Raw genomic sequence first — 20,333 nt, 5'->3', positions numbered from 1 at the left:
GACTGGCTGGTATCGCTCGCGCGTCATTGACGCAGGGGACTGAGCCATCATGTCTATTCGCCGCCCGTTGATCGCGGGTAACTGGAAAATGAACGGCCGGGTGGCCGACGGGACCTGGGCGCAGCGTTTCCGGGATTCGCTGACGGCGAACGGGGTGGACATTCTGGTGTGTCCGCCTGCGACCTTGCTGCACCTGTTTCAAGGCCTGTTCGCGGGCTCACCAGTCGCACTGGGCGCACAGGATTGTTCGCCGGAGCCGGATGGGGCCTATACCGGGGAAATCTCTGCCGGGATGCTCAAGGATCTGGGATGCAGCCACGTGATTGTGGGCCACTCCGAACGCCGCGACGGTCATGGCGAGGGCGATGATCTGGTCCGCCGCAAGGCCGGGGCGGCGCTGCGCGAGGGGCTGACGCCCATCATCTGTATCGGCGAACAACTCAAAGACCGTGAGGCAGGCCTCGCCATTGAAACGGTTCTGGCGCAGCTGGCTGGCAGTTTGCCTGAAGCGAGCGCGGACGATGTGATTATTGCTTATGAACCCGTCTGGGCGATCGGAACGGGGCGCAGTGCCGGTCCGGACGAGGCCCAGGAGATGCACGCAGCCATCCGCGCGGCATGGCCCGGAGACGGCGCGGAGCGCTTGCGCATTCTTTACGGCGGCTCGGTAAAACCGGAGAACGTAGCGGCATTGATGGCCTGCCCGGATATTGATGGCGCGCTGGTGGGCGGCGCCAGCCTTGACGCGCATGTCTTTGCACGCCTCGTTAACCTATCTTCGTAAGGCGATTTTCAGACTTCAATGGCAAGGTTTACCCAAGCAGGGGAGGCAGCAAGACCTCCTGCCATGGGTGGTGCGATGAGGAATATCGATTATCGGCGCGCTTCGGTGCTGCTGTTCGATCCGGTCGGGGTCAATCTGCGCAACACGCGCTATGCGTTGCACGAGATCGGATTCCGGGAGATCAGCTGTCTGAGCTCGGTCAATGAGTTCAAGCGGCGTCTGGAAGACACCTCGCCTGACCTCATCATCGCCGAGCTGGTCAATAACGAGAACGAGCTTCTGCGCGCCGTACGTGCCGTGCGCGCGGGCGAGCTGGGCCGCAACCCGTTTGTGGTGTTCGCTTTCACCAGCTGGGTGCGTGACGGCCATGTGATGAAGCAGGCCATCGATTCAGGCGTGGATGACGTGATCATCCGCCCGTTCTCCACAGCCTTTGCCGAAGAGCGCATTCGCACGCTTGTCAAAGCCCGCAAGCCCTTCGTCGTGACCAGCGATTATATCGGCCCGGACCGCCGCAAGGATATTGACCGGGGGATCGGGGCAGGCAACCGCGTTGACGCGCCCAATACGCTGCAGGTTGTTACCGAAGGTGATGAAAGCGCCATCGACGAAGCCAATCGCTGGATTGCGGAGGCGCGGCGCACCGTCGAGACCGAGCGCATCCGTCGCCTGTGCATGCGCCTGACAGTTGGCGTAGAGGTGGGCTTGCGCGAGCTCAGCTCAGGCAATGTGGCGGTACTCGATCTGGAGGATCTGGCGCGTACGGCCAAGGAGCTTCGGCTGCGTCTGGCCCGGCAGAGCGCCGGCGAAGCGTCGCGTATTGCATTCGCGCTCTATCAGGTCTGTGAGGAGCTTCTGGGCGAGGGCGGCTTCACCATGGCTAATCTGAACCTGATCAAGGAGCTGGCCATGGGCGTGCTGACGGCCTTTGCAGGCGGTGATTCAGTGGAGACCTCGGTGAAGGAAATCGAGGCGACAGTGGAAGCCCTCCGCCGCAGGCTTGCTCCCGTGCGGCAGTTGGAGAGTGGCAAATCGAAAGAGGCTGAGCTACAACGCGCGGCAAGTTGATCCGCCGCCGGGTTCGCGCCTTGCGGCAAACAAGGCGTTTCAAGGCTCCATGACCACTATTCTGCTTATAATCCAGATCCTTGTGGCGATTGCACTGGTGGCGGTCGTTCTGATGCAGCGTTCCGAGGGCGGTGCTCTTGGTATTGGCGGCGGCGGCCCTGGCGGCATGATGTCAGGCCGGAGCGCAGCCAATCTTCTGACGCGCACCACAATGATTCTCGGCGCCGTGTTCATGGCAAACTCCATCGCGCTGGCGGCCTTGTCGACCATCGACCGTTCCGGGCAGTCGGTCATCGACCGTGTCGGCACCCAGGAAGAGCGCGGACCGTTGCCCTTCGACTTTGACGACGAGGGCGAGCCTGTGCCGGCTGGCGAGACGTCTGCCACCGAAACGCCTGAAGAGCCGGCGGAGGCTCCTGCGCCGTTCGAGGGCGATGCCGAAGGCGCGCCTGCTGACGACGAGCCGGGCCGGTAGGGACCAAATGGACGGGCTTCTTGCAAACGCCGAGGCCCGTCTAATTCTGCTGCCTGCCGCCGCGCACCTGGCCTTGGTTGCGTTTCTCTATACATGGCTGACCGTCGAGCGCCTGCGGGCTGTCAGGGCGCACAAACATCGATATTCCGATCTGCAGTTTGCTGGCGGTGATGTGGATCGCGGCGCCCGCGTCGCGGCCAATCTGCGTAACCAGTTCGAAGCGCCCATGCTGTTCTACCCACTGGTGCTGGCGCTCTGGGCCACACAGTCGGCCACAAGCGCAATGGTATGGCTAGCCTGGCTCTTCGTGGCCGGGCGGGTATTGCACACCGCCGTTCAGACGCTCACCGGCAATGTGCCTCTGCGCGGAGCGGTGTTCACAGTCAATTTTCTCGCGCTGGCAGGGCTATGGATGCTGTTCCTGTTGCAGCAACTGGGCTGAAGGGCTGCGTTTTCCCGGCTTTTCTCACATGCGGTGACAGGGCGCGGCTTTCCCGCCGCGTGATTCTGCGCTAACCCGTCCTTCCATGCCGCGATACATTTTCATAACCGGCGGCGTGGTCTCCTCTCTTGGAAAAGGCCTCGCTTCAGCCGCTCTTGGTGCGCTCCTGCAGGCACGCGGATACCGCGTCCGGCTGCGCAAGCTCGATCCCTATCTCAATGTCGATCCGGGCACGATGAGCCCTTATCAGCACGGCGAGGTCTATGTCACCGAGGACGGGGCCGAGACCGATCTCGACCTTGGCCATTACGAGCGCTTTACCGGCGTGTCGGCCACGCGTGGCGACAACATCACCACGGGGCGGATCTATTCCACCATTATCGAGCGCGAGCGCCGCGGCGATTATCTCGGCGCGACCGTGCAGGTGATCCCGCACGTCACCGACACCATCAAGCAATTCGTCCTGTCTGACGCGGGCGATGTCGATTTCGTGCTGTGCGAGATCGGGGGCACGGTGGGCGATATTGAAGGCCTGCCCTTCTTTGAAGCCATCCGCCAGCTCGGTCAGGAGCTCGGCCGCGACCGCGCCATCTTCATCCACGTCACCTTGCTGCCTTTCATCAAGGCGGCCGGCGAGATGAAGACCAAGCCGACCCAGCACTCGGTCAAGGAGCTGCGCTCCATCGGCATCCAGCCGGATATTCTGCTGTGCCGTTGCGAGATTCCGATCGAGCCCTCCGACAAGCGCAAGATCGCCCTGTTCTGTAATGTGCCGGAAAACGCGGTGATTGAGGGGCGCGACGCGTCCTCGCTCTATGACGTGCCGCTGGAATACCACGCCCAGGGCTTTGACAATGTCGTGCTGGAGCGGTTTGGCCTGTCCGATGCCCCAGAACCCGATCTGACGCGCTGGCAGGCAATCTCCAAAGCCGTGAACGAGCCCGACGGGCAGGTGACGATTGCCATTGTCGGCAAGTACACCGTGCTGATCGATGCCTATAAGTCGCTCATGGAAGCGCTCAATCATGGCGGCATCGCCAATGCGGTGAAGGTCAAGCTGCGCTGGCTGGATTCTGAACAGTTCGAGCAGCCTGATGCCTTCAGCGCTCTGGAAGACGTGCATGGCATTCTGGTGCCGGGTGGGTTTGGCGAGCGGGGCGCGGAAGGCAAGATCGCAGCAGCCCGGTTCGCGCGCGAGCGCAAGATTCCCTATTTCGGTATCTGCTTTGGCATGCAGATGGCGGTCATCGAGGCCGCGCGCCATCTGGCGGGCATTGAGGGCGCGGGCAGCAGCGAATTTGGCGAGCCCAAAGTGCCGCTGGTTGGCCTGATGACCGAATGGGCCAAGGGCAATGAGCTGGAACGCCGCTCGAAAGCAGGCGATCTGGGCGGCACGATGCGCCTTGGTGCGTATCCAGCCCAGCTGGCACCAGGCACGAAGGTGCATGAGATTTACGGCGCGGAGATGATCTCAGAGCGCCACCGGCACCGCTATGAGGTGAATATCGCCTACCGGGAGCAGCTGGAGGCCCATGGCCTCGTCTTCTCCGGCCTGTCACCGGACGGGTTGCTACCCGAGATTGTCGAGCACAAGGATCATCCCTGGTTTGTCGGTGTGCAGTTCCACCCGGAATACAAATCGCGCCCCTTCGATCCGCACCCGCTGTTTGCCAGCTTCATCGCGGCGGCCATGGAGCATTCACGGCTGGTTTAGGGGATAAAAGAACCGCAGTCCGCGCCAGAGGTCCTACCGACTCATCTCTACAAAATGTTCCGAGCCTTGATGTCGTCTGGCCTGCGGGCGGGACTGCTCAACAGGGATCATAGCGCAAAACGAGCGGCGAATCACGAGAATCCCGATCACATCTGCCTTGTCTGGCGCACCACGCCTGTTGCCTTGATGTTTGCAAACAGGTATAGCCCGCCGCTCACTGCTTCGCGTGTCCCGCGCGGAGCCATACCGATTTTTGAAAACGACCAGTTCAGGAGAGACCCATGGCGGTCCCTAAGCGCAAAACCTCCCCGTCCAAGCGTGGCATGCGCCGCGGCCACGACGCGATCGGCACCACGGCCTATGTCGAGGACAAGGACACCGGCGAGCTGCGCCGTCCGCACCATGTCGATCTGAAGACCGGTATGTATCGCGGCAAGCAGATCCTGACGCCGAAAGAAGACTAGGCCCTCTCGCGCTGCGGCGCGGGCCCGTCTGACAGCTTATCAAAAGCCCTGCGCGATAACCCCGCGCGGGGCTTTTGTCTTGACCGGCCCTCGGCTATCAAGCGCGCCAGAAACCCTCATTCGCGCGGATTCAGCTGCCGCGCCTTCAATGCCAAGGACAGACATTTATGACCGCCATTACCGACATCATCGCGCGCGAGATTCTCGACAGCCGGGGCAACCCCACGATTGAGGTGGATGTCGAATTGGAAGATGGCTCCATCGGCCGCGCAGCGGTGCCCAGCGGGGCCTCCACAGGCGCACACGAGGCGGTCGAGTTGCGCGATGGCGGGGACCGCTATCGCGGCAAAGGCGTGCGCAAGGCGATCGAGGCGGTCGAGGGCGAGATTTTTGATGCGCTGGCCGGCTTTGATGCCGAGGAGCAGCGCCGCATCGACCAGACCCTGGTTGCGCTGGATGGCACACCCAACAAGGTGCGCCTTGGCGCGAACGCTATACTGGGCGTCTCGCTGGCAGCTGCCAAGGCATCGGCCCTGTCAGCGAATATGCCGCTTTACCGCTATCTGGGCGGGGTGAATGCGCGCGTCCTGCCGACCCCGATGATGAACATTATCAATGGCGGCGCACACGCGGACAATCCCATCGATTTTCAGGAATTCATGATCATGCCGACTGGCTTTGATCGTTTTTCCGACGCGCTGCAGTGCGGGGCCGAGATTTTCCACGCCCTGCGCGCGCGTCTCAAAGCCGATGGCCACAATACCAATGTCGGCGATGAGGGTGGCTTTGCCCCTGATCTGCGCAGTCCCGAAGAGGCGCTTGATGCCATCATGGCCGCTGTAGAGAACGCAGGGTACAAGCCGGGCGAGAATGTGGTGCTGGCGCTGGATATCGCCTCCACCGAGTTCTTCCGTGATGGCAAATATGTGCTCGAAGGCGCTGGCAAGACCTATGACAGCGTCGGCTTCACGGCCTATCTGCAGGGTCTGGTCGCCTCCTATCCCATCATCTCCATCGAGGACGGCATGGCCGAGGATGACTGGGAAGGCTGGAACCTGCTCACCGCCGCGCTGGAAGGCGATTGCCAGCTTGTCGGCGATGATCTGTTCGTCACTAATCCGCAGCGTCTCCACCGTGGCATCCAGGAGGGCGCGGCCAACGCTATTCTGGTGAAGGTCAACCAGATCGGCACGCTCTCTGAAACGCTGGATGCCGTCGAGATGGCCCTGCGTGCCGGCTATGGCGCGGTGATGAGCCATCGTTCGGGTGAAACCGAAGACAACACGATTGCCGATCTCGCCGTAGCCACCAATTGCGGGCAGATCAAAACCGGCTCGCTGGCGCGCGCAGACCGGACGGCGAAATACAACCAGCTTCTGCGCATCGAGGCGGAGCTGGGCGATATGGCGGTCTATGCGGGGCGCAGCGCCATTGCTGCGGAATAGGCAGGCGAATCGCTTCGGTTAACGATTCGCCTAACGTTTCCTTTACGTTGTCGCGATAGCTTTCCATCTGTCAGATCCGCAAAAGGCGGGCGGTGGATGGAGGCGGGAATGAACGCGCTGAAGCGCTTCATCCTGATAGGCTTGATGGTTGGCGTGCTGGGCTATGTGGCCCATCACGCCTTCTTCTCAGAGCGCGGCTTTGTGCAGCAGGCAACAGTGGCTGCACGCATTGCTCAGGCTGAGGCCGAGCTGGCAGAGGTGCGCGCGGAGCGCATCCGGCTCGAAGACCGCGCCGCCCGGCTGTCGCCGAACTCTGGCGAGCTTGATCTTGATTATGTGGAAGAGCGGGCGCGGGTAGTGCTGAACTTCGCGCACCCCCACGAGATCATTGTGCGCCTCGAGCCGCAACCCATCGCATACTGAGCATTGCTGCGCTGCGGCACGCTTCTTCGCATGCGCAAAACTTCCGTTTCAGGCTTTACCCGGCAGGCGTCCGTCTGATACTCCCGCATGAGTTCTTGACAAGGGAGCGCGATATTATTTCGCGTGTGAAGTATGGCCGCTCGCCAATCTGCCTCCTCCAAATCTCCGTCCCGCGCTAAGAAGCCCGCAGGGCCCGGCGCAGATGAGTATATCGCGTGGTATCGCGACATGCTGCTGATCCGCCGCTTCGAGGAGAAGGCCGGCCAGCTTTACGGCATGGGGCTGATTGCCGGCTTCTGCCATCTCTATATTGGTCAGGAAGCGGTTGTGGTTGGCGTGCAGAGCGCGCTGCGAGAGGGCGATCAGGTGATCACCGGCTATCGCGATCACGGGCATATGCTGGCCGCTGGCATGACGGCCAATGGCGTGATGGCAGAGCTGACGGGCCGGGAAGGGGGCTATTCGCGCGGCAAGGGCGGCTCCATGCACATGTTCAGCCGCGAGAAGCAGTTCTTTGGCGGGCACGGCATTGTCGGCGCGCAGGTCTCGCTCGGCACCGGCCTTGCCTTCGCCAATGCCTATCGCGGCGACGGCAAGGTGTGCGCCACCTATTTCGGCGACGGTGCCGCCAATCAGGGCCAGGTCTATGAGAGCTTCAACATGGCCAAGATCTGGAACCTTCCGGTGATCTACATCATCGAGAACAACCAGTACGCCATGGGCACGAGCGTGAAGCGCTCCTCATCCGAAACTCATCTCTACAAGCGCGGCGTGTCGTTCAACATTCCCGGCGAGGAAGTCGACGGGATGGATGTGAATGCCGTCTATGAAGCCGCAAAAAAGGCCGTGGAGCACGCCCGCTCCGGCAAGGGGCCGTACATTCTGGAGATGAAGACCTACCGCTATCGCGGCCACTCCATGTCCGACCCGGCCAAGTACCGCACCCGCGACGAGGTGAACGAGTATCGCGAGCACAAGGACCCGATCGATCTGGCGAAAAAGCGCATTCTCGAAGGCAAGTTTGCTACCGAGGACCAGCTGAAAGAGATGGAAAAAGAGATCAAGAAGATCGTCCAGGAATCGGCCGACTTCTCCCAGTCGAGCCCTGAGCCGGATCCTTCCGAGCTCTACACCGACGTGCTGGTGGAGGCTTGATCGATGACCATTGACGCCAGCCTGCTGGTGATTGCCGTCCTGATCTATGCGGCGATGATCGTTGTTCAGGTAATTTTTTCAAATCTGGAGCACTCGCCGAAGGATCAGCTTGGCGCTCGTGACGGATTGACCGATTCAAGCCTCCTGACCTCACGCGCCAAAAGGGCCAACCAGAACATGGTTGAGGCGATGCTCTTGCACGCGCCGCTCGCCTTGGTGGCGATTTCGACCGGCTCGGCCAACGACCTGACCGCTCTAGGCGGGTGGCTGTTTGTGGCGGGCCGGACGATTTATGCACCGCTTTACTGGTTTGGAGTTCCGGTGCTGCGCACACTGGCGTGGTTCCTCGCGGTCGCTGGCACCGCAATCATTCTGTTCCAAGTCCTTCCGTTCTCCGGAGCCGCCTGATGCCCATTGAAGTTCTCATGCCCGCTCTCTCTCCCACGATGGAGGAAGGCACGCTCGCCCGCTGGCTCGTCAAGGAAGGCGATGAGGTCAAATCCGGCGATGTCATCGCCGAGATTGAGACCGACAAGGCGACCATGGAGGTGGAAGCCGTCGAGGAAGGCATTGTCGCCAAGCTGCTTGTCGAGGCCGGTAGTGAAGGCGTGAAGGTCAATGCGCCCATCGCGATCCTGAAAGAGGAAGGCGAGAGCGATGAGGCGGTAAAGTCTGCCTCCAAATCGTCTGAAACCCCGGCCGAGCGCAGCGAGAGCCGGGGCCAGGAGCAGGATAATGACGAGGTCCCGGATCGCGCCAGGGGCGCGTCCGGGAATTCAGCCAGGGACGAGGGTGGCGAGAAGAAGGCGAAATCTTCCTCCCTCAAGGACCCGGAAATCCCCGAAGGCACCAAGATGGTCTCGACCACGGTGCGCGACGCGCTGCGTGATGCGATGGCCGAGGAAATGCGCCGCGATGAGCGCGTCTTCGTCATGGGCGAGGAGGTCGCCGAGTATCAGGGCGCCTACAAGGTCACGCGCGGCCTGCTGGAAGAGTTCGGAGCCAAGCGCGTCGTGGATACCCCGATCACCGAGCACGGCTTTGCCGGTGTTGGCGTCGGCGCGGCGTTTGCGGGCCTGAAACCGGTCGTGGAGTTCATGACCTTCAACTTCGCCATGCAGGCGATCGACCACATCATCAACTCGGCCGCGAAAACGCTTTATATGTCCGGCGGGCAGATGGGCTGTCCCATCGTGTTCCGCGGGCCGAACAGCGCAGCGAGCCGCGTTGGCGCACAGCACAGCCAGGACTATTCGGCCTGGTATGCCAATGTGCCGGGCCTGAAAGTCGTCGCGCCCTATGACGCGGCGGACGCCAAGGGGCTCCTGAAAGCCGCGATCCGTGATCCGAACCCGGTCGTGTTCCTTGAACACGAGCTCATCTATGGCGAGAGCTTCGATGTGCCGGATGTGGACGACTGGGTGCTGCCCATCGGCAAGGCGAAAATCCGCCGCGAGGGCACAGACTGCACCATTACGGCGCATTCGCGCATGGTCGGCTTTGCCCTGCAGGCAGCGGAGAAGCTGGCTGAAGAAGGCATTGAGTGCGAGGTTATCGATCTGCGTACCCTGCGTCCGCTGGACACCGATACGGTTGTGGAAAGTGTGAAGAAGACCAACCGGATCGTCTGCGCCGAAGAGGGCTGGGGCCGCATGGGCGTCGGCGCGGAAATCGCCGCCGTCGTGACGGCTGAGGCGTTTGACTATCTCGATGCGCCGCCCGCGCGCGTGCATCAGAAGGATGTGCCGCTGCCCTATGCCGCGAACCTTGAAAAGCTCGCACTGCCGGGTGTCGATGACATCATCAAGGCGGTCAAAGCCGTCTGTTACGCGGAGTAAGTGCCATGGCCATTGAAGTCCTGATGCCCGCACTCTCGCCGACCATGGAGGAAGGCACGCTCTCGCGCTGGCTCGTCAAAGAGGGCGATGAGGTGAAATCCGGCGATGTTATCGCCGAGATCGAGACCGACAAGGCGACCATGGAGGTCGAGGCCGTCGATGAAGGCCGGGTCGGCAAGATCCTCGTGGAAGGCGGCAGTGAAGGCGTGAAGGTCAATGCCGTCATCGCCGTGCTGCTGGAAGAGGGCGAGGATGAAAGTGCGCTTGAAAGTGCGCAGTCTTCCGCTTCGCAAAAACCTGCGCCCAAGGATGAGGGCAAGGGCAAGGAACCCAAATCGTCTGAAACCCCGGCCGAGCGCAGCGAGAGCCGGGGCCGGGAGCAGGACAAGAACGAGGTCCTGGATCGCGCCAAAAGCGCGTCCGGGAGTTCACCCCAGAAGGGCAAAGACTCCCGTCTCAAGGCCTCGCCGTTGGCAAAGCGCATGGCGCAGCTGGAAGGGCTGGATTTGAGCGATCTGGAGGGCTCTGGCCCCAATGGCCGCATCGTGAAGCGCGATGTCGAGGCGGCGCTATCGCAAGGCGTTTCCAAAGCGCCGAAGACAGACGCCGCGTCCGAGACCAAAGCTCCGCCCGCAAAGACCGAGCCCGGCAAGATCAGCGTCGCGAGCCTCAATCTGGAAGAGGGCAGTTACGAAGTCGTCCCGCTTGACGGCATGCGCAAGACGATTGCGCGCCGCATGACGGCGAGCTTCCGCGATGTGCCGCACTTTCCGCTTAGCATTGACCTCGAGCTGGATGCGCTGCTGAAGCTGCGTTCCGAGCTGAACGCCAAGGCACCTGAAGGTGTGAAGGTGTCGGTCAATGACATGCTGATCCGCGCCTGCGCGCTGGCGCTCATCCGCGTGCCCGAAAGCAATGCCAGCTATACCGATGAGGGGCTGGTCATGCACAAGCACGCCGATGTGGCGGTGGCCGTGGCGATTGATGGCGGGCTCATCACGCCGGTGATCAAGAAGGCGGAGACCAAGGGGCTGGCCAAAATCTCCGAGGAGATGAAAGACCTTGCCGCCCGAGCCCGCGAGCGCAAGCTGAAGCCTGAAGAGTTCCAGGGCGGCACCTTCTCCATCTCCAATCTCGGCATGATGGGCATCAAGTCGTTCGCCTCCATCATCAACGAGCCTCAGGGCATGATCCTGTCCGTGGGGGCAGGGGAGAAGCGCCCTGTCGTGAAGAATGATGCGCTCGCCATCGCGACGGTGATGACGATTACGCTGACCTGCGATCACCGCGTGGTCGATGGCGCGGCGGGCGCGAAATTCCTCGCCGCCCTCAAGCCGCTGGTTGAAGATCCGGTGACGATGTTGCTCTAGGCGGCATGCCGCCAATTCCAGTCAGGAGTGCCGCTCATGGCATCTGAAAACTTTGATCTCATCGTCATTGGCGGCGGGCCGGGCGGCTATGTCGCGGCGATACGCGCGGCGCAACTGGGCATGAAAACGGCCGTTGTCGAGCGCGAGCATCTGGGCGGTATCTGCCTGAACTGGGGCTGCATCCCCACCAAGGCGCTTCTGCGCACCTCCGACATCTACCATCTCTTCCAGCGCGCCGAGGAGTTCGGCCTGAAGGCGGACAATGTGCGCTTTGATATCGAGGCCATCGTCAAGCGCTCGCGCAAAGTCGCCGGGCGGCTGTCGGGCGGGGTGGGCCACCTCCTGAAGAAGAACAAGGTCACGGTGATCGAGGGCGAGGCGAAGCTGGAAAAGGGCTCCAAGGCCCCCAAAGTCGTCGTGAAGGGCAAGGACGGCAAATCCTCCCCCTACGAAGCCAAGCACGTCATCCTCGCCACAGGCGCCCGCGCGCGCACCATTCCTGCTGCAGGCCTGGAGCCGGACGGCAAGACCATCTGGACCTACAAGGAAGCCATGGTCCCGGACGCGCTGCCCGCATCCATCCTCGTCATCGGCTCCGGCGCCATCGGGATGGAGTTTGCCAGCTTCTATTCCACGCTCGGCTCCAAGGTGACCGTGGTGGAGATGGTGGACCGCATCCTGCCCGCCGAGGACGAAGAGATCAGCCAGCTGGCGAAGAAGAGCTTCGAGAAGCAGGGCCTCAAGATCATCACCAAGGCGCAGGTGGAAAAACTTGAGACCGGCAAGTCCGGCGCGAAGGCGACCATAAAGGTCGATGGCAAGTCGGAAGTGATCGAGGTCGAGAAGGTGATTCTCGCCATCGGCATTACCGGCAATGTCGAAAATCTCGGCCTTGAAGCGTTGGGCGCGAAGATCGAGCGCGGCCATGTCGTCACCGATGGCTATGGCGCGACCGGCGTCTCCGGGCTCTATGCTATCGGCGATGTAACCGGAGCGCCCTGGCTGGCCCACAAGGCGAGCCATGAGGGCGTGATCTGCGTGGAGAAGATCGCAGGCCAGGATGTCCACCCGATGGACAAGTCCAACATTCCGGGCTGCACCTATTGCCATCCGCAGATCGCCTCGGTGGGCCTCACTGAAGCGAAGGCCAAGGCAGCCGGGCATGAGGTGCGCGTCGGCCGCTTCCCCTTCGTGGGCAATGGCAAGGCGATTGCGCTCGGCGAAGATCAGGGCCTCATCAAGACGGTGTTCGACAAGAAGACCGGCGAGCTTCTGGGCGCGCACATGATCGGCGCGGAAGTGACTGAGCTCATTCAGGGCTATGTCGTCGCCCGCCAGCTCGAAACCACCGAGGCCGAGCTGATGCACACCGTCTTCGCGCACCCCACGCTCTCTGAAATGATGCATGAGAGCGTGCTGGATGCGTATGGCCGCGCGCTGCACTACTAGCAGTGTCTGCGCTGGCGGCCGGGTGGACGGGCCCGCGTGAATACCGCAGGCTCGCATTTCACCCGTTGAGCCTAGCGCTTGGTGATCTTGGGCTTGGGGTTGTCAAGCTCAACCAGACGCAGATCGAGATAGTCATCAATCGCGGTCTGCAGCGGCTCCACATGGTTGGAGAACAGATGGCCTGCGCCGGGGATGATCTGGCGCTTGATGTCGATACCCTTCTGGGCGCGAACCTTGCTCATCACCTTTTCCATGTCGTCATGCGGCACGATCACGTCCGCATCGCCGTGCGCGACGAGGCCGGAAGCCGGGCAGGGCGCCAGGAAGGTGAAGTCATACATATTGGTGGGCGGGGAGACCGAGATGAAGCCGGCAATCTCCGGACGGCGCATCAGAAGCTGCATGCCGATCCACGCACCGAAGGAGTGGCCCGCCACCCAGCAATAGGGCGCGTTGGCGTTGTGGGCCTGCATCCAGTCCAGCGCCGTTGCGCCGTCCGACAGTTCGCCCAGACCCTGTTCGTAAACACCCTGGCTGCGGCCCACGCCGCGGAAGTTGAAGCGCAGCACGGCAAATCCGCGCTGCTTGAACACTTCATACATCATCAGCGAGACGGGCGTGTCCATGTGTCCGCCACCGCGCGGGTGGGCATGCAGGATCAGCGCGACGGGCGCGTTTTCGGCTTTGCCGGGGCTGTATTTGCCTTCGATGCGGCCGGCCGGGCCGGGAATAATGACGTCAGGCATGAGTGATCTGGTCTTCCCTGAAACTGATTTATCCAGCGGCCTTGTCAGATATGCGCGCGGCTAATTGGCGCAAGCTGCAAGGAGCCAGACAATAATTCTTGACTCTGTGACTGGGATACCTACTTCCGGAGGGACGAATGTATGCCAGCACGGCGTGCGCGCTCTTAGCATATAGCGCCGGGCAAATGCGAGTGCGGTAAACAATTTACCGTGCCGGGCAGTTTGGGAGAGGCAGTCATGAAGCTGAGTACCAAAGGCCGCTATGCGGTGATGGCCATGGCTGATCTTGCCAGCCATGTGAATGGCAGCCCGGTCCCTCTGGCTGAAATCGCCTCGCGGCAGGAAATCTCTCTATCCTATCTGGAGCAGCTGTTCGCGCGCATGCGCCGGGCGGGTATCGTCAAGGCGGTGCGTGGCCCTGGCGGCGGCTACCGGCTGGCGCGGACTGCGGCGGACATCCGTATCTCCGACATCATCCTGGCGGTTGACGAGCCGGTCGACATCACGCGCTGCCAGCACCAGATGAAAGGCTGCATGGAAAGCGGCCAGCGCTGCATCACCCATGATCTGTGGGATGAGCTGTCGCGCCATATCCATCTCTATCTCAGCTCGGTCAGTCTTGAGGATGTGGTCAGCCGCCGGGTGGCAGGGTCTGCCAGCGGTCCGCGCGGCATGGCCGCCGCCCTGAGAGCCGCAGCGGCAGAATAGCAGGAATTATGAGCGTCTATCTGGATCATAACGCAACCAGCCCGTTGCGCGCGCAAGCGCGCGAAGCGATGGCGCGTGCTTATGATGCAGGCGGCAATCCGTCCTCGGTCCATGGCCCCGGGCGGGCTGCGAGGGCCATCGTAGAGACGGCGCGGGCCTCGCTCGCCCGCCATTTCGTAACACGCGCGGAGGACGTTGTGTTCACCTCCGGCGGTACCGAGGCGAATAATCTCGTCATCGCCTCCGCCAAGGCGGCGGGCGTGAAACGCCTCATCATTTCCGCCATCGAGCATGATGCGGTGCGCGATGCGGCGTCCGCCAGCGGTCTTCAGGTCGAAATCCTGCCCGTCACACCGGAAGGCGTCGCTGATCTGGGCTGGCTGGAGGCGCGTCTCTCCGGCTGGGACCGGGACGCGGACGGCGTGCCCTTCGTGGCGCTGATGGCGGCCAATAACGAGACCGGCGTTGTTCAGCCTGTAGAAGCTGCCGGACGGCTGGTGCGCGAGGCGGAGGGCCTGTTCCACGTCGATGCCGTGCAGATGGCAGGCAAGCTCGCTTTTGACTTTGCCGGCAGCCTGGCCCATTACGCCGCGCTCTCCGCCCACAAGGCAGGCGGGCCACAAGGCGTTGGCGCGCTGCTGCTGGCGTGTGATGCGCCGCTGACGCGCCAGATGCATGGCGGAGGTCAGGAGACGGGCCGCCGCTCCGGCACCGAGAATGTCGCCGGGATTGCTGGCTTTGCCGCCGCCCTAGCCGCTGTAGAGGTGGATGAGGCTGCGCGCATGGCCGCCCTGCGTGACGCGCTGCAGTTGAGGCTGGAATCGGTTGAGGGCGTGCGCATATGGGGGGCAGGGGCAACACGCCTGCCCAATACGCTCTGCCTGTCTGCTGACGGGTGGCTGAGCGAAATACAGGTTATCGCCATGGATCTGGCGGGCTTTGCCATCAGCGCAGGCTCTGCCTGCTCCTCCGGCAAGGTGAGGAAAAGCCGTGTGCTGGAAGCGATGGGCGCGAGTGTAGACGAAGCCGCCAGCGCCATCCGTATCAGCCTTGGCTGGACGAGTACGCAAGACGATGTGGACCGCTTCGCGGACGCCTGGATGCGCGAATACGCGCGCATCCGGCCGCGTCTCGCGGCGGCGGTGTAGAGACTGACTAAACCATTCTTGCGCACGCAAGAATGGCAAGGCCGAACGGCCGTCGCGCCTCGTGGCGCGGTAGCCAAGCGCCCGGATGGGCGCGCCGGCGCTTGAGGCTGACTAAAGGAAGGGCCTGTTCATGCCTGCGGTGAAGGAAACGATTGAAGACGTACGCCGGCTGGAAGCCGACAAGTACAAGTATGGCTTCACGACCGAGATCGAGCAGGAGTTCGCGCCCAAGGGGTTGAGCGAGGACATTGTCCGCTTCATTTCGGAGAAGAAGGGCGAGCCGCAATGGATGCTCGACTGGCGGCTGGATGCCTATCGCCGCTGGCTGCAGATGGAGGAGCCCACATGGGCGAACGTCCACCACCCGAAAATCGACTATCAGGATGCGTATTACTATGCCGCGCCGAAAAACGTAGCCAATTACAAGTCTCTGGATGAAGTTCCTGCCGAGCTGCTTGAAACCTATAAAAAGCTCGGCATCCCGCTTCGCGAGGCCGAAGTCCTGCTCGGCGTTGAGGGGGCGGAGGACCGCACGGCGGCTGAAGCACGCGAAATGCCAAAAGTCGCTGTCGATGCGGTGTTCGATTCCGTGTCCGTCGCCACCACCTTCAAGAAGGAACTGGAGAAGGCCGGCGTGATCTTCATGCCGATCTCCGAAGCCCTGCAGAAGCACCCTGATCTGGTGCGCCAGTATCTCGGCAGCGTGGTGCCCGTCACCGACAATTATTTCGCGACGCTCAACAGCGCGGTCTTCTCCGATGGCTCGTTCGTCTACGTGCCGCCGGGCGTGCGCTGCCCGATGGAGCTGTCCACTTACTTCCGCATGAACGCGCAAGGCACCGGCCAGTTCGAGCGCACGCTGATCATCGCCGACAAGGGCGCGTACGTGTCCTATCTGGAGGGTTGCACCGCGCCCATGCGCGATGAGAACCAGCTGCACGCGGCGGTCGTGGAGCTGGTCGCGCTTGATGATGCCGAGATCAAATATTCCACCGTGCAGAACTGGTGGCCGGGCGACGCCGAAGGCAAGGGCGGGGTCTATAACTTCGTCACCAAGCGGGCTGACTGCCGGGGGCGCAATTCCAAGGTCAGCTGGACTCAAGTCGAGACCGGCTCGGCCATCACCTGGAAATATCCGTCCTGCGTGCTGCGCGGCGATAACAGCCAGGGCGAGTTCTATTCCATCGCCGTCACCAATGGCCGCCAGCAGGCCGATACCGGCACCAAGATGATCCATCTGGGCCGCAATACGAAATCGCGCATCATCGCCAAGGGCATTTCGGCCGGGCGCTCCGACCAGACCTATCGGGGCCTCGTCTCGGTGCACGCCAAGGCAGAAGGCGCGCGCAATTTCACCCAGTGCGACTCGCTCCTGATCGGGGATCAATGCGGCGCGCATACCGTGCCCTATATCGAGGCGAAAACGCCCAAAGCCACGCTGGAGCACGAGGCGACGACCTCCAAGCTCTCCGACGACCAGCTCTTCTATGCCCGCTCACGCGGACTGGACGAGGAAACGGCGGTCGCCCTGCTCGTCAACGGCTTTTGCCGCGAGGTCTTGCAGGAATTGCCGATGGAATTTGCCGTCGAGGCGCAGGCGCTCCTCAAAGTCTCACTGGAAGGGAGCGTGGGGTGATGGAAGATTCGCCACAGCTTGGCTTCGAGATGGATAAGGCCGCAAAGCCCATCCATGAAGCAGCCAGTGCGTATGCGCGGTTGATCGTCAAATCAGCTGCCGATCCTTACCTTCTAGAGGCTGCGGTCCGGGTCGGCGTCAGCGCTTTTGTCTGGCGATTGCACGATGAGCTGGCAGCTGACTTTGAGCATGAGAGGCTGTTGAAGGCGGCTTCGAGTGAATTGCTCCTCCAGGCGGCGGCATTGTCGAAGGCCATTGAGGGTGGCGTGGACCATGAGCGCTACCGGAAAGCTATGGATGAATTATGGGAAGCGCGCGAAGCAGCGGCTAGGGGTAAGCAAGAAGCACATGGAGAAACAAATGCTTGAGATCAAAAACCTCCATGCCCGCGTGAACCCGGAAGAGGGTGAGGCCAAGGCCATCCTGAAAGGCGTCGACCTGACCGTGCCTGCAGGCGAGGTGCACGCCATCATGGGGCCGAACGGGTGCGGTAAGTCCACGCTCTCCTACGTGCTGGCGGGCCATGAGGGCTATGAGGTGACGGACGGCTCGGTCAGCTTCCTGGGCGAAGAGATTGGCGAGCTGGAGCCCGAAGAGCGCGCCGCCAAGGGGCTCTTCCTGTCCTTCCAGTACCCGGTGGAAATCCCCGGCGTGCCGACCCTGACTTTCCTCAAAGAAGCCGCGAACGCGCAGCTTAAAGCGCGCGGCGAGGGCGAGATTTCGGCCCCTGACTTCATGAAGCTCGCGCGGGAAAATGCCGCAAAACTAGGTATTTCCAGTGAAATGCTCAAGCGCCCCGTGAATGTCGGTTTCTCGGGCGGCGAGAAAAAGCGCATGGAGATTTTCCAGGCGCTGATGCTGGAGCCCAAATTCCTCATCCTGGATGAGACCGATTCCGGGCTCGATATCGACGCGCTGCGCGTGGTGGCCGATGGCGTGAATGCGCTGCGCTCTCCGGAGCGCTCCATGCTGGTCATCACCCACTATCAGCGCCTGCTGGAATACCTCAAACCCGACGTCGTTCACGTGATGGCGAATGGCCGCATCGTGGAGACGGGCGGGCCGGAGCTCGCGCTGGAGCTTGAAGCCGAAGGCTATGAGAAATTCACCGGAGCGGCAGCCTGATGGGCGTAATCGCGCAACTTTCCGCGTTTGAAGCGGCGCTGGCGGCCAGCCTGCCCACGGGCGAGCTGCGCGCTGCGCTGGAAACGGGCGGCCTGCCGCACCGGCGGGTGGAGGCGTGGAAATGGTCTGATCTGCGCGCCGCGCTCGCCAAGGCACCTGCCGGGGCCGGCACGCTCTTTGTCAACGCTTCACGCAAGGCGGACGAGATTGCGAGACTGGACCCTCAGCCGGACCTGCTCATGCCCCGCCTCGCGGCGGGTCTGACAGATGGCTGCCCGGTCTATGAGCTGAACGACGGCGAAAGCCTGTCGCTGGAATTTGAGGGCGGCGAGGGCGCGGCCCACCATATCGCGGCGGTGAACGTGCCTGCAGGCGTCAGCGCGACGCTGCATGAGCGCTACCAAGTGGCGGCGGGCGGATTTGCCAATATCGCCCTGCGTATCGTGCTGGGCGAGGGCGCGGCGCTGACCCGGATTGTCGAGCAGGACGCCTCTCCTGACGGCGTGCTGGTAGTCACCAGCGGCATTGATCTGTCGCCGCGCGCAAAAATGTACCAGACGACGCTCGGCTTCGGCGCGAAGCTCGCCCGGCTGGAAACCCATGTCAGCCATGCGGGCGAGGGCGCGGAGCTTCAGCTTGGCGGCTCGTATCTGGTGGCCTCGGGCCTCCATCTCGACCAGACCGGCATTGTGCGCCACACCGGCCCGAATGGCGCGACGCGCGAGCTGTTCAAGGGCGCAGCGGCCAAGCGCGGGCGCGGCGTCTTCCAGGGCAAGATCCATGTCGAGCAGGCCGCCCAGAAGACCGACGCGCAGATGAACCATCGCGGGCTGCTGCTGGCTGATGGCGCGGAGATTTACGCCAAGCCGGAGCTGGAGATTTACGCTGACGATGTGGTCTGTGCGCACGGCAATGCGCTCGGCGCGGTGGATGAGGAGGCTCTGTTCTACATGCGCCAGCGCGGGCTTTCCGAGCCGCGTGCGCGCGCCGTGCTGACGCGCAGCTTCCTGGCTGAGCCGCTGGACGCCATCGAGGACGAGGCCGTACGCGATGCCCTGCTGTCCAGGCTCGACGCAGCTTTGGAGGCGGTATCGTGAGCGCGCTCGCCCGCACCGATTCCGGGTTTGATGTGACCGCCATCCGCGCGCAGTTTCCGATCCTGTCGCGCGAGGTTCATGGCAAGCCGCTGGTTTATCTGGACAGCGCCGCCTCCGCGCAGAAGCCGCAAGCGGTGATCGATGCGCTGGGCGATGTCTGGCGCGGCTCCTACGCCAACGTACACCGGGGCCTGCACACGCTCGCCAACGAGACGACCGAAGCGTTCGAGGCGACGCGCGGCAAGCTCGCCGCGTTTCTGGGCGCTGCGCGGACCGAAGACATCGTGCTGACGCGCGGCGCGACCGAGGCGATCAATCTGGTGGCCGCCGGCATCGGCCACAGCCTGAAAGAGGGTGATGAAATCATCCTCAGCCAGATGGAGCACCACTCCAATATCGTGCCGTGGCACTTCCTGCGCGAGCGCAAGGGTGTGGTCATACGCTGGGTTCCGGTGACGGATGAAGGCGCCCTGGATACAGTGGCTTATGAAGCTATCTTCACCTCTCGCACGAAGATGGTGGCGCTCAGCCATATGTCCAACGTGCTCGGCACGAAGAATGACGCGAAGGCGCTGACAGAGATCGCGCACCGCCACGGCGTGCCGATCCTGTTTGACGGCTCGCAGGCGGCTGTGCATGGCCCGGTCGATGTTTCGGCTATCGGGTGTGATTTCTACGTTATCACCGGCCATAAGCTTTACGGGCCGAACGCCACCGGCGCGCTCTATGCGAAGGGTGACTGGCTGGATCGTCTGCCGGCCTTCATGGGCGGCGGCGAGATGATCGCCGAGGTCAGTGAAGAGGGCGTCGTCTATGCCGCGCCGCCGCACAAGTTCGAGGCCGGCACGCCTGCCATCGCCGATGTAATCGCGCTTGGCGCAGCGCTGGACTGGATGCACGCACACGTCACGCCAGAGGCGCTGGCGCACGAACACGCGCTGGCAGAGGCCGCCACGGCGGGGCTTAAAGCCATGGACGGTATCCGCATTCTGGGCGAGGCGCCCGGCAAGGGGCCGATGGTCTCGTTTGTGGTGGAGAATGCTCATGCGCACGACATCGCCCAGCTCATGGACCGCTATGGCGTCGCCGTACGGGCGGGCCATCACTGCGCCCATCCGCTGATGAAGCGCTTTGGCGTTACCGCCAGCGTGCGCGCCAGCTTCGCCGTCTACAACACGCCTGAGGAGGTCGATGCCTTCCTCGACGCCTTGCGCCGCGCGCGCGAGTTCCTCATTTAGGGCTTATG

General features: G+C 62.6%; 21 protein-coding genes. 20 read left to right on the top strand and 1 reads right to left on the bottom strand.

The annotated features are described in order from the left end of the window. The first annotated feature begins 49 nt into the window (after positions 1-49). The 13 genes from tpiA to lpdA all read left to right on the top strand — a co-directional run bounded on the left by tpiA (position 50) and on the right by lpdA (position 12,627). Positions 50-784, top strand: a complete 735-nt coding sequence (gene tpiA / locus ACTIGC_RS07340) for a triose-phosphate isomerase (RefSeq protein WP_439633781.1) — start codon at positions 50-52, stop codon at positions 782-784. 63 nt (positions 785-847) lie between these two features. Then, positions 848-1,852, top strand: a complete 1,005-nt coding sequence (locus tag ACTIGC_RS07335) for a response regulator receiver protein (protein WP_439633780.1) — start codon at positions 848-850, stop codon at positions 1,850-1,852. Between the two features lie 49 nt (positions 1,853-1,901). Further along, positions 1,902-2,327 (top strand): preprotein translocase subunit SecG, encoded by a 426-nt coding sequence (secG, locus tag ACTIGC_RS07330; RefSeq protein WP_439633779.1) that lies wholly within the window; start codon positions 1,902-1,904, stop codon positions 2,325-2,327. 7 nt (positions 2,328-2,334) lie between these two features. Beyond that, positions 2,335-2,769, top strand: coding sequence for an MAPEG family protein (locus tag ACTIGC_RS07325; protein WP_439633778.1), 435 nt, complete (start codon positions 2,335-2,337; stop codon positions 2,767-2,769). Positions 2,770-2,854: 85 nt separating this feature from the next. After that, positions 2,855-4,483: a CTP synthase gene (locus tag ACTIGC_RS07320; protein ID WP_439633777.1), complete on the top strand. Its 1,629-nt coding sequence runs from the start codon at positions 2,855-2,857 to the stop codon at positions 4,481-4,483. Between the two features lie 281 nt (positions 4,484-4,764). Next, positions 4,765-4,947 carry a 50S ribosomal protein L32 gene (rpmF, locus tag ACTIGC_RS07315; protein WP_036513502.1) on the top strand — a complete coding sequence of 61 codons (183 nt, stop codon included), beginning with the start codon at positions 4,765-4,767 and terminating at the stop codon, positions 4,945-4,947. Positions 4,948-5,114: 167 nt separating this feature from the next. Continuing rightward, a complete protein-coding gene (gene eno / locus ACTIGC_RS07310; RefSeq protein WP_439633776.1) occupies positions 5,115-6,392 on the top strand; it encodes a phosphopyruvate hydratase in 1,278 nt (425 codons plus the stop codon). A gap of 108 nt (positions 6,393-6,500) precedes the next feature. Next, complete coding sequence (locus tag ACTIGC_RS07305) at positions 6,501-6,815, top strand: FtsB family cell division protein (RefSeq protein WP_127567086.1); 315 nt, start codon at positions 6,501-6,503, stop codon at positions 6,813-6,815. Positions 6,816-6,947: 132 nt separating this feature from the next. Beyond that, positions 6,948-7,970: a pyruvate dehydrogenase (acetyl-transferring) E1 component subunit alpha gene (pdhA, locus tag ACTIGC_RS07300; protein WP_439633775.1), complete on the top strand. Its 1,023-nt coding sequence runs from the start codon at positions 6,948-6,950 to the stop codon at positions 7,968-7,970. A gap of 3 nt (positions 7,971-7,973) precedes the next feature. After that, the gene (locus ACTIGC_RS07295; RefSeq protein ID WP_439633774.1) at positions 7,974-8,378 is read left to right on the top strand and encodes an MAPEG family protein; all 405 of its coding nucleotides are present in this window, start codon (positions 7,974-7,976) and stop codon (positions 8,376-8,378) included. Beyond that, on the top strand, positions 8,378-9,808 hold the full coding sequence (locus ACTIGC_RS07290) for a pyruvate dehydrogenase complex E1 component subunit beta (RefSeq protein WP_439633773.1): 1,431 nt from the start codon (positions 8,378-8,380) through the stop codon (positions 9,806-9,808). Before ACTIGC_RS07295 ends, ACTIGC_RS07290 begins: the two co-directional genes overlap by 1 nt. 5 nt (positions 9,809-9,813) lie before the next feature. Then, positions 9,814-11,178 (top strand): pyruvate dehydrogenase complex dihydrolipoamide acetyltransferase, encoded by a 1,365-nt coding sequence (locus ACTIGC_RS07285; RefSeq protein WP_439633772.1) that lies wholly within the window; start codon positions 9,814-9,816, stop codon positions 11,176-11,178. Positions 11,179-11,214: 36 nt separating this feature from the next. After that, a complete protein-coding gene (lpdA, locus tag ACTIGC_RS07280; RefSeq protein WP_439633771.1) occupies positions 11,215-12,627 on the top strand; it encodes a dihydrolipoyl dehydrogenase in 1,413 nt (470 codons plus the stop codon). Positions 12,628-12,698: 71 nt separating this feature from the next. Here the strand turns inward: lpdA and ACTIGC_RS07275 are convergent, their stop codons facing one another. Further along, positions 12,699-13,373 (bottom strand): alpha/beta hydrolase, encoded by a 675-nt coding sequence (locus ACTIGC_RS07275; RefSeq protein WP_439633770.1) that lies wholly within the window; start codon positions 13,371-13,373, stop codon positions 12,699-12,701. 237 nt (positions 13,374-13,610) lie between these two features. On the opposite strand from ACTIGC_RS07275, the gene ACTIGC_RS07270 reads away from it, so the two are divergent. The 7 genes from ACTIGC_RS07270 (at position 13,611) to ACTIGC_RS07240 (ending at position 20,325) form a co-directional block, all read left to right on the top strand. Continuing rightward, the gene (locus ACTIGC_RS07270; RefSeq protein ID WP_439633769.1) at positions 13,611-14,081 is read left to right on the top strand and encodes an Rrf2 family transcriptional regulator; all 471 of its coding nucleotides are present in this window, start codon (positions 13,611-13,613) and stop codon (positions 14,079-14,081) included. An 8-nt stretch (positions 14,082-14,089) separates the two neighbouring features. Continuing rightward, on the top strand, positions 14,090-15,229 hold the full coding sequence (locus tag ACTIGC_RS07265) for a cysteine desulfurase family protein (protein WP_439633768.1): 1,140 nt from the start codon (positions 14,090-14,092) through the stop codon (positions 15,227-15,229). Between the two features lie 130 nt (positions 15,230-15,359). Further along, entirely contained in the window at positions 15,360-16,865 is a 1,506-nt protein-coding gene (sufB, locus tag ACTIGC_RS07260; protein ID WP_439633767.1) for a Fe-S cluster assembly protein SufB, read from the top strand. Further along, the gene (locus tag ACTIGC_RS07255) at positions 16,865-17,233 is read left to right on the top strand and encodes a hypothetical protein (protein WP_439633766.1); all 369 of its coding nucleotides are present in this window, start codon (positions 16,865-16,867) and stop codon (positions 17,231-17,233) included. The genes sufB and ACTIGC_RS07255 overlap by 1 nt, the downstream gene beginning before the upstream one ends. Continuing rightward, positions 17,226-17,990, top strand: coding sequence for a Fe-S cluster assembly ATPase SufC (gene sufC / locus ACTIGC_RS07250; protein ID WP_439633765.1), 765 nt, complete (start codon positions 17,226-17,228; stop codon positions 17,988-17,990). The genes ACTIGC_RS07255 and sufC overlap by 8 nt, the downstream gene beginning before the upstream one ends. Continuing rightward, positions 17,990-19,087: a SufB/SufD family protein gene (locus ACTIGC_RS07245; protein WP_439633764.1), complete on the top strand. Its 1,098-nt coding sequence runs from the start codon at positions 17,990-17,992 to the stop codon at positions 19,085-19,087. The genes sufC and ACTIGC_RS07245 overlap by 1 nt, the downstream gene beginning before the upstream one ends. Continuing rightward, positions 19,084-20,325 carry a SufS family cysteine desulfurase gene (locus ACTIGC_RS07240; protein ID WP_439633763.1) on the top strand — a complete coding sequence of 414 codons (1,242 nt, stop codon included), beginning with the start codon at positions 19,084-19,086 and terminating at the stop codon, positions 20,323-20,325. Before ACTIGC_RS07245 ends, ACTIGC_RS07240 begins: the two co-directional genes overlap by 4 nt. Positions 20,326-20,333: the final 8 nt, after the last annotated feature.

Source organism: Glycocaulis sp. (genome assembly GCF_051859565.1).
Lineage (GTDB): Bacteria > Pseudomonadota > Alphaproteobacteria > Caulobacterales > Maricaulaceae > Glycocaulis.
The sequence above is the reverse complement of the archived record's forward strand: the minus strand, read 5'-3'. Positions and strand labels throughout refer to the sequence as shown.

Excerpts from the sequence above, each read along its gene's own strand:
- tpiA (WP_439633781.1), top strand. The coding sequence starts at position 50 with ATGTCTATTCGCCGCCCGTTGATCGCGGGTAACTGGAAAATGAACGGC.
- ACTIGC_RS07335 (WP_439633780.1), top strand. The coding sequence starts at position 848 with ATGGGTGGTGCGATGAGGAATATCGATTATCGGCGCGCTTCGGTGCTG.
- secG (WP_439633779.1), top strand. The coding sequence starts at position 1,902 with ATGACCACTATTCTGCTTATAATCCAGATCCTTGTGGCGATTGCACTG.
- ACTIGC_RS07325 (WP_439633778.1), top strand. The coding sequence starts at position 2,335 with ATGGACGGGCTTCTTGCAAACGCCGAGGCCCGTCTAATTCTGCTGCCT.
- ACTIGC_RS07320 (WP_439633777.1), top strand. The coding sequence starts at position 2,855 with ATGCCGCGATACATTTTCATAACCGGCGGCGTGGTCTCCTCTCTTGGA.
- rpmF (WP_036513502.1), top strand. The coding sequence starts at position 4,765 with ATGGCGGTCCCTAAGCGCAAAACCTCCCCGTCCAAGCGTGGCATGCGC.
- eno (WP_439633776.1), top strand. The coding sequence starts at position 5,115 with ATGACCGCCATTACCGACATCATCGCGCGCGAGATTCTCGACAGCCGG.
- ACTIGC_RS07305 (WP_127567086.1), top strand. The coding sequence starts at position 6,501 with ATGAACGCGCTGAAGCGCTTCATCCTGATAGGCTTGATGGTTGGCGTG.
- pdhA (WP_439633775.1), top strand. The coding sequence starts at position 6,948 with ATGGCCGCTCGCCAATCTGCCTCCTCCAAATCTCCGTCCCGCGCTAAG.
- ACTIGC_RS07295 (WP_439633774.1), top strand. The coding sequence starts at position 7,974 with ATGACCATTGACGCCAGCCTGCTGGTGATTGCCGTCCTGATCTATGCG.
- ACTIGC_RS07290 (WP_439633773.1), top strand. The coding sequence starts at position 8,378 with ATGCCCATTGAAGTTCTCATGCCCGCTCTCTCTCCCACGATGGAGGAA.
- ACTIGC_RS07285 (WP_439633772.1), top strand. The coding sequence starts at position 9,814 with ATGGCCATTGAAGTCCTGATGCCCGCACTCTCGCCGACCATGGAGGAA.
- lpdA (WP_439633771.1), top strand. The coding sequence starts at position 11,215 with ATGGCATCTGAAAACTTTGATCTCATCGTCATTGGCGGCGGGCCGGGC.
- ACTIGC_RS07275 (WP_439633770.1), bottom strand. The coding sequence starts at position 13,373 with ATGCCTGACGTCATTATTCCCGGCCCGGCCGGCCGCATCGAAGGCAAA.
- ACTIGC_RS07270 (WP_439633769.1), top strand. The coding sequence starts at position 13,611 with ATGAAGCTGAGTACCAAAGGCCGCTATGCGGTGATGGCCATGGCTGAT.
- ACTIGC_RS07265 (WP_439633768.1), top strand. The coding sequence starts at position 14,090 with ATGAGCGTCTATCTGGATCATAACGCAACCAGCCCGTTGCGCGCGCAA.
- sufB (WP_439633767.1), top strand. The coding sequence starts at position 15,360 with ATGCCTGCGGTGAAGGAAACGATTGAAGACGTACGCCGGCTGGAAGCC.
- ACTIGC_RS07255 (WP_439633766.1), top strand. The coding sequence starts at position 16,865 with ATGGAAGATTCGCCACAGCTTGGCTTCGAGATGGATAAGGCCGCAAAG.
- sufC (WP_439633765.1), top strand. The coding sequence starts at position 17,226 with ATGCTTGAGATCAAAAACCTCCATGCCCGCGTGAACCCGGAAGAGGGT.
- ACTIGC_RS07245 (WP_439633764.1), top strand. The coding sequence starts at position 17,990 with ATGGGCGTAATCGCGCAACTTTCCGCGTTTGAAGCGGCGCTGGCGGCC.